Origin of the sequence: Nocardioides sp. (genome assembly GCF_050699375.1) — a bacterium.
Lineage (GTDB): Bacteria > Actinomycetota > Actinomycetes > Propionibacteriales > Nocardioidaceae > Nocardioides.
Genome location: NZ_JBOHDN010000038.1, coordinates 1 through 7,036, shown reverse-complemented (window position 1 = coordinate 7,036; position 7,036 = coordinate 1). Strand labels below are relative to the sequence as shown.

The following is a 7,036-nucleotide window of genomic DNA, read 5'->3' as shown; positions in this document are numbered from 1 at the left end:
GATCTGGCTGATCGGGCTGTTCTACCTGTTCTCGCTCGTGATCGGCTACGGCGCGGGCGCGCTGGTGCAGGGCGGTCCGGAACGCATCGCAAGTATGCCGGGCGAGGAGAACTCCGCGGCGCCGCTGCTCGCCTTCGAGCTGGGCGGTGAGGTGCTGCTCGGGTTCATCGCCGCAGTGGCGTTCGCGACGATCCTCGCGGTCGTCGCCGGATTGACGATCACGGCGTCGGCGTCCTTCGCGCACGACATCTACGCCAACGTGATCAAGAAGGGCGCGGCCGACGACAAGGAGGCGGAGGTCAAGGTCGCCCGGATCACCGCGCTGGTCATCGGAGCACTGGCCATCGGCGGCGGCATCCTGGCCAACGGGCAGAACATCGCGTTCCTGGTGGCGCTGGCCTTCGCGGTCGCGGCCTCGGCGAACCTGCCGGCGATCATCTACAACATGTTCTGGGGCCGGTTCAACACCCGCGGCGCGGTCTGGTCGATCTACGGCGGCCTGATCTCGTGTGTCGGCCTGGTCTTCTTCTCGCCGGTCGTCTCCGGCAAGGTCGACCCGGCCACCGGCGACAGCCTCTCGCTGTTCCCGGCCGGCATCGACTTCTCCTGGTTCCCCCTGGAGAACCCCGGCATCGTCTCCATCCCGCTCGGGTTCTTCCTGGGCTGGCTGGGCACGGTGACGTCGAACGAGCCGGAGACCGCGGAGCGCTACGTCGAGCTCGAGGTGCGCGCTCTCACCGGTGCCGGCTCCGAGAAGGCGATCCAGCACTGATCACCATGCAGAGCTAGCAATGCGGCGGGTCGTCGTACAGCTGCGGTTGTACGGCGGCCCGCCATCGTTCCTTCCCCCGCACTACCCTGTGGTTTGAGCCACAATTTTCGTACGTAGGAGTCACTGTGAGCGACGAGACCCTGTCCAACCTGCTGCACGAGAAGCGCCGGTTCGAGCCCCCTGCCGAGCTCGCCGCCGCTGCCAATGTCAAGGCCGATGCGTACGCCACCGCTGACGCGGACCGCGACGCGTTCTGGGCCGCCGCCGCCGAGCGGCTCACCTGGGCGAAGCCGTTCGACCGTGTCCTGAACTGGGACAACCCGCCGTTCGCGAAGTGGTTCGAGGGCGGTGAGATCAACGTGGCGTACAACGCCGTCGACCGGCATGTGGAGGCCGGGCTCGGTGACCGGGTCGCGATCCACTGGGTCGGCGAGCCCACCGACGACAAGCGGACCATCACCTACGCGGAGCTTCAGGATGAGGTCTCTCGCGCGGCGAACGCGTTCGAGGCGCTGGGGGTGTCGAAGGGCGACCGCGTCGCGATCTACCTGCCGATGATCCCGGAGGCCGTCTTCGCGATGCTGGCCTGTGCGCGGATCGGGGCCGTCCACACCGTCATCTTCGGCGGCTTCTCCGCCGACGCGCTCGCGACCCGCATCGTCGACTGCGGCGCGAAGCTCGTCGTCACCTCGGACGGCGGCTACCGCCGCGGCGCGCCCTCGGCGCTCAAGCCGGCCGTCGACGAGGCGGTCACCAAGGTCGAGGCGACCCAGGCCGGTCTGGTCGAGAACGTGCTGGTGGTCAAGCGCACCGGCCAGGACGTCGAGTGGAACGACTCGGTCGACAAGTGGTGGGGCGACGTCGTCGACACGGCCTCCACCGAGCACACGCCGGTCGCACACGACGCCGAGCACCCGCTCTTCGTGATGTACACCAGCGGCACCACCGGGAAGCCGAAGGGCATCCTGCACACCACCGGTGGCTACCTCACCCAGGCCGCCTACACGCACTGGTCGGTCTTCGACCTCAAGCCCGAGACCGACGTCTACTGGTGCACCGCCGACATCGGCTGGATCACCGGCCACTCCTATATCGTCTACGGGCCGCTGGCCAACGGCGCGACCCAGGTGCTCTACGAGGGCACCCCGGACTTCCCGGAGAAGGGCCGCTGGTGGCAGATCATCGAGGAGTACGGCGTCACGCTCTTCTACACGGCGCCGACCGCGATCCGGACCTTCATGAAGCAGGGCCGCGACATCCCGGACACCCGCGACCTGTCCTCGGTGCGCCTGCTCGGCTCGGTCGGTGAGCCGATCAACCCGGAGGCCTACGTCTGGTATCGCTCGGTCATCGGCGGCTCGAAGGTTCCCGTGGTCGACACCTGGTGGCAGACGGAGACCGGCGCGATCATGATCTCCCCGCTTCCCGGGGTCACTCACGGGAAGCCGGGGTCGGCGATGAAGGGGCTGCCGGGCATCGCGGCCGACGTGGTCGACGACAACGGCGAGTCCGTGCCGGACGGTGCCGGGGGCTACCTGGTGATCACCGAGCCGTGGCCGTCGATGCTGCGTACGATCTGGGGGGACGACCAGCGCTACATCGACACCTACTGGGCGCGGTTCAAGGACCGCGGCTACTACTTCGCCGGTGACGGCGCGAAGAAGGACGAGGACGGCGACGTCTGGGTCCTGGGTCGCGTCGACGACGTGATGAACGTGTCGGGTCACCGGCTCTCCACGACCGAGATCGAGTCGGCCCTGGTCTCGCACCCCTACGTCGCCGAGGCGGCCGTCGTCGGTGCGACCGATCCCGACACCGGGCAGGCCGTGGTGGCGTACGTCATCCTGCGCGACGGGTCGCCGGAGGACTGCCACAAGGAGCTCTCCGACCACGTCCGCAAGGAGATCGGCCCGATCGCCAAGCCGCGGCAGATCATGATCGTGCCGGAGCTGCCCAAGACCCGCTCGGGGAAGATCATGCGGCGGCTGCTGCGCGACCTCGCCGAGGGTCGCGGTGTCGGCGACACCACCACGCTGGCCGACCAGACGATCATGGACCTGATCGCCGCCGGGAAGACGACCGCGACGGACGAGTGAGTCTCTGCCGAGTCGGCGCATCTGACCCCGTGTCTCGCGAAGCGCGGAGCGGGAGGGGTCGGATGCGCCGACACGACCGAAGCGAGGTCGTACGGCCTCTAGCGCTTCGTCTTGTACTTCACCCGGCGGATGAAGTGGCTGTCGGTCCAGATCGGGTCCTTCGTGACCGTCTCGCCGGACCTGGGCGCGTGCCAGACCCAGCGGCGACCGTCGCGCTTCCCGGCGTAGATGCCGACGTGGTAGACACCGCCGCTGCCGTAGAAGAAAACCAGGTCTCCCTTGCGGGGCTTCTTGACCTTGAAGGTGTGGCCGACCTGCCCCGACGAGCTGTGCGGCAGCTTGCGGCCGAGCTTCTTGTAGACCCATTGGGTCAGGCCCGAGCAGTCAAAGGAGTGCGGGCCGTCGGCACCGTAGGAGTACGGAGCGCCGGCTCGGCTCTTGACGCGACGGATCGCTCGGATGCCCCGCGACTTCTTCTTCTTGGCCTTCTTCTTGGTGGCCTTCTTCTTCGTGACGACCGTGGTGGTCGTGACGGAGTGGGCGCCGGTCTGAACGCTCGTGCCCGGGGTGGGCGCGGCGGTGGCCGACTGGTTGGGTACGGCGACGAGTGCGAGCCCGGCCACGAGGGCGGTCACGATTCCGATGCCGAGCTTCTGACTGATCTTCCTGGGCGCGCGCGAGTGCGCACGGATGCACGATCCGATCATTCGAGGTTCCCCCGATGCAGCGACGCCTACGAAGGTTCACCTGTCGGATTCGGGCTGCTGATGCCCGGGCGCTGGAATCCTTGTGTTCCGTACGCGCCTTCACCCCAAGCCGGTCTGCCTTGTCTCTGGCGCCCGGCGTACTGCTCGGCTCCCCCGTGCCCGCCACCTAGGTTTGGCTCGGTTCTCCTCCGGTTGCGACGGGCCTCGGCTCGACCGGAGCGGCCTCACCATTCGGCGAGGGCTGGGATCCACTATGCAACGAAATCCGGGGTTCGCGGGGCTCTGATGGCAAAAACTGACCCCACGTCTTATCTATTTGCACGTGTTTGCTGACGTTTCCCACCTCAGTTTGGCGCGGCGTACGCTCTGTCATGACCACTCAGCGGACCCCGTCGAGGCCTCTTGCTAGGGTCAGGATCAGGTGTGCCGGGAAGTCTGGTCGGCGTGGACTCAACGACCCCGTAAGCCCTTGGAGGCCCATCCGTGACCGACACCCGCAACCGCCTCTTCACCCGCGGCTCCTGGCTGGAGACCTCGCGCACGGCCGAGATCCTGCGCGCCGAGACGACCGGCGGCGTGCTCCTCATCATCGCCGCGATCATCGCCGTCATCCTCGCCAACAGCCCCTGGCAGGAGGCCTACGAGGCGGTCCGCGACTTCCGCGTCGGCCCCGCCTCGCTCCACCTCGATCTGAGCATCGGGACCTGGGCGGCGGACGGCCTGCTGGCGATCTTCTTCTTCGTCGCCGGCCTGGAGCTCAAGCGCGAGTTCGTCTCCGGCGACCTGCGCGACCCGCGCCGCGCCGCGCTGCCGATCGCCGCGGCGGTGGGCGGCATGGTCGTTCCGGCCCTGGTCTACGTGGTCGTCAACCTGGTCGGCGGCGGATCGCTTGCCGGATGGGCGACGCCGGTGGCCACCGACATCGCCTTCGCGGTCGCGATCCTGGCGGTCATCTCCACGCACCTGCCCGCCGGACTGCGTACGTTCCTGCTGACCCTGGCCGTCGTCGACGACCTGCTCGGGATCACCGTCATCGCGGTCTTCTTCACCTCCAGCCTGCATATCGGCTACTTCTTGCTCGCGCTCGTCCCGATCGGGCTCTTCGCGCTGCTCGTCCAGCGCCGCGTACGCAGCCCCTGGCTGCTCGTCCCGCTCGCCCTGATCGCCTGGGCGCTGGTGCACGCCAGCGGCGTCCACGCCACGGTCGCGGGCGTGCTGCTTGGGTTCACGGTGCCCGTGATCGCGCGGAACCCCGAGGCCAAGCGTGGGCTCGCCGAGCACTTCGAGCACCTGGTCCGACCGATCTCCGCCGGCGTCGCGGTGCCGATCTTCGCCTTCTTCGCGGCCGGGGTCTCTCTCGGTGGCTGGGACGGGGTGACCGGGGCGCTGCGCGACCCGATCACGCTCGGCATCATCCTCGGCCTGGTCGTCGGCAAGACCGTCGGGATCGCGGGGTCGACGTGGCTGTTGTCCCGGTTCACCCATGCCTCGCTCGATGACGACCTGGCCTGGTCGGACGTGATCGGGATGGCGATGCTGGCCGGCATCGGCTTCACCGTGTCGCTGCTGATCGGCGAGCTCGCCTTCGAGTCGGATCCCGCGGCCCACGACCACATGAAGGTAGGCGTGCTGTTCGGGTCGGTGCTGGCTGCCGCGCTGGCCACCGTGGTGCTGCGGAGCCGCAACCGGGTATATCGCCGCTTCGAGGAGCTGGAGACGATCGACGCCAACAAGGACGGCGTGCCGGACGTGTTCGAGGATGAAGAGGGTCGGGACCGGTAAGGTCGGAGACGCTCTCCAACACACGTTTCAGCGAAGGGTTCCCATGGCAGTCGACATCGTGAAGTCTCCGAACAGCGAGGACCCGACGATCGGGAAGCTCGTCGTCGACGCCAGCCGGGACATCTCCGAGCTGGTCAACAAGGAGATCACGCTCGCCAAGCAGGAGCTCAAGGTCTCGGTGACCAACGCGGGTGTCGGCGTCGGCCTCTTCGCCGCCGCCGCGTTCCTGCTGGTCCTCGCCGTGATCATGTTCTCCGTCTCCGCGGCCTACTTCATCCACTGGGCCGGCCTCGGCCTGCACTGGGCCTTCCTCATCGTCTTCGGCTTCTACGTCCTGCTCGCCGCCCTGCTCGGCTTCATCGGCGTCCTCAAGGTGAAGAAGGTCAAGGCCCCCGAGAAGGCCATCGCCCAGGGCAAGGAGATCCCCCGGGCGCTCAAGGGCCATCACTCCTAGGCCGAGAAGTCACTTCTGCAGGCCGAGAGGTCAGTTCTGCAGAACCATTCGGGCCAGTTGGTGTCCACAGGCGCTGTCGAGGATCGAGTTATCCACAGGCGTCGAATAGGCGGATGATTTCGTACGCAGCCTGGCGCAGGCTGCGGCCATGAATCTCTCACTCGTAAAGACCGACAGCACCCTCCCCGAGCGCCCCTTCACCGCCTCTGACGTCAAGTCGATGGCGATCAACCGCTACGCCTTGGACCAGGCGATCAGCCACGGTGACGTACGCCGCCCGTTCCGTGGGATCTATCTGCCTTCGGAGGTGGACGACGATCCGGCGACGCGGGCGGCAGCCCTGGTCAACGTGCTCTCCGAGCATCAGGTGATCAGCGACCGCACCGCCGCCTGGGTGCACGGGATCAACACCTACAGCAGGGTCGAGGAGTCACAGCCGCCGCCCGTGGAGACCTGCGCCGTGCGCGGATTCACCCGCACACGGCTTGCCGGCGCGGACGGCCACACGCGGGATCTGCTTCCCGACGACATCACGATCATCGGTGGGGTGCCCGTGACGACGCCGTTGCGCACCGCGCTCGACCTCGGCTGCAACCTGAACCGGCGGGAGGCGATGGCCGCGCTGAACGAGTTCGCGAAAAACCATGGCATCACTCGCAACGCCCTCAGCAAGGAGCTGCCTCGCTTCCGTGGCCGACGGGGCGTGGTCCAGCTCCGCGGACTCGTCCCGCTCGTCAACCGCCATCTCGAATCCCAGCGGGAGTCCTGGGTTCTGGTGGCGATCAGCGACGCCGGGCTTCCGCTCCCCGAGGCCCAGGTCTGGGTGGACGTCGACGGCATCCCGACCTACCGGCTCGACTTCGCCTATCCCCTCGCCCGAGTCGCGGTGGAGTACGACGGCGACGGTCACGACAACGAGGACCAGCGGATCTACGACGAGGAGCGCCGCGGGTGGCTCGTGGATCACGGTTGGACGATCATCATCGTCCGCAAGGGTGACTTCACCGGCGACCGCTTGGACGCGTGGCTTCGCGAGATCAAGGACGCCCTCACGCCGACCTACAACTCCCGACGCTTCTGACCGAGACCACCCCCGCGCCGAGAGGTCACCTTCGCAGGCCGAGAGGTCACCTTCGCAGGCCGAGAGGTCACCTTCGCAGGCCGAGACGTCACCTTCGCAGGCCGAGAGGTCACCTTCGCAGGCCGAGTTGGCAGAGTTCTGCCA

At 67.7% G+C, this 7,036-nt stretch carries 6 protein-coding genes; 5 read left to right on the top strand and 1 reads right to left on the bottom strand.

Annotated elements, in window-relative coordinates; all coding sequences use genetic code 11:
- Together ACRDPS_RS02025 and acs are read left to right on the top strand one after the other, a co-directional pair.
- On the top strand, positions 1–772 hold a 772-nt coding region (locus ACRDPS_RS02025; protein ID WP_431499945.1), incomplete at its 5' end, for a solute symporter family protein.
- A gap of 125 nt (positions 773–897) precedes the next feature.
- Positions 898–2,868 carry an acetate--CoA ligase gene (acs, locus tag ACRDPS_RS02020; protein WP_431499944.1) on the top strand — a complete coding sequence of 657 codons (1,971 nt, stop codon included), beginning with the start codon at positions 898–900 and terminating at the stop codon, positions 2,866–2,868.
- A gap of 98 nt (positions 2,869–2,966) precedes the next feature.
- On the opposite strand, the gene ACRDPS_RS02015 is transcribed toward acs, so the two are convergent.
- The gene (locus ACRDPS_RS02015; protein ID WP_431499943.1) at positions 2,967–3,503 is read right to left on the bottom strand and encodes a C40 family peptidase; all 537 of its coding nucleotides are present in this window, start codon (positions 3,501–3,503) and stop codon (positions 2,967–2,969) included.
- A 555-nt stretch (positions 3,504–4,058) separates the two neighbouring features.
- On the opposite strand from ACRDPS_RS02015, the gene nhaA reads away from it, so the two are divergent.
- The 3 genes from nhaA (at position 4,059) to ACRDPS_RS02000 (ending at position 6,892) form a co-directional block, all read left to right on the top strand.
- The gene (gene nhaA, locus ACRDPS_RS02010) at positions 4,059–5,357 is read left to right on the top strand and encodes a Na+/H+ antiporter NhaA (RefSeq protein ID WP_431499942.1); all 1,299 of its coding nucleotides are present in this window, start codon (positions 4,059–4,061) and stop codon (positions 5,355–5,357) included.
- Between the two features lie 43 nt (positions 5,358–5,400).
- Entirely contained in the window at positions 5,401–5,811 is a 411-nt protein-coding gene (locus ACRDPS_RS02005; RefSeq protein ID WP_431499941.1) for a phage holin family protein, read from the top strand.
- 148 nt (positions 5,812–5,959) lie between these two features.
- The gene (locus ACRDPS_RS02000; RefSeq protein ID WP_431499940.1) at positions 5,960–6,892 is read left to right on the top strand and encodes a DUF559 domain-containing protein; all 933 of its coding nucleotides are present in this window, start codon (positions 5,960–5,962) and stop codon (positions 6,890–6,892) included.
- Positions 6,893–7,036: the final 144 nt, after the last annotated feature.

What these genes read in the sequence shown, in the direction of transcription:
- ACRDPS_RS02005 (WP_431499941.1), top strand. Translation starts at nt 5,401, where the DNA reads ATGGCAGTCGACATCGTGAAGTCTCCGAACAGCGAGGACCCGACGATC.
- ACRDPS_RS02000 (WP_431499940.1), top strand. Translation starts at nt 5,960, where the DNA reads ATGAATCTCTCACTCGTAAAGACCGACAGCACCCTCCCCGAGCGCCCC.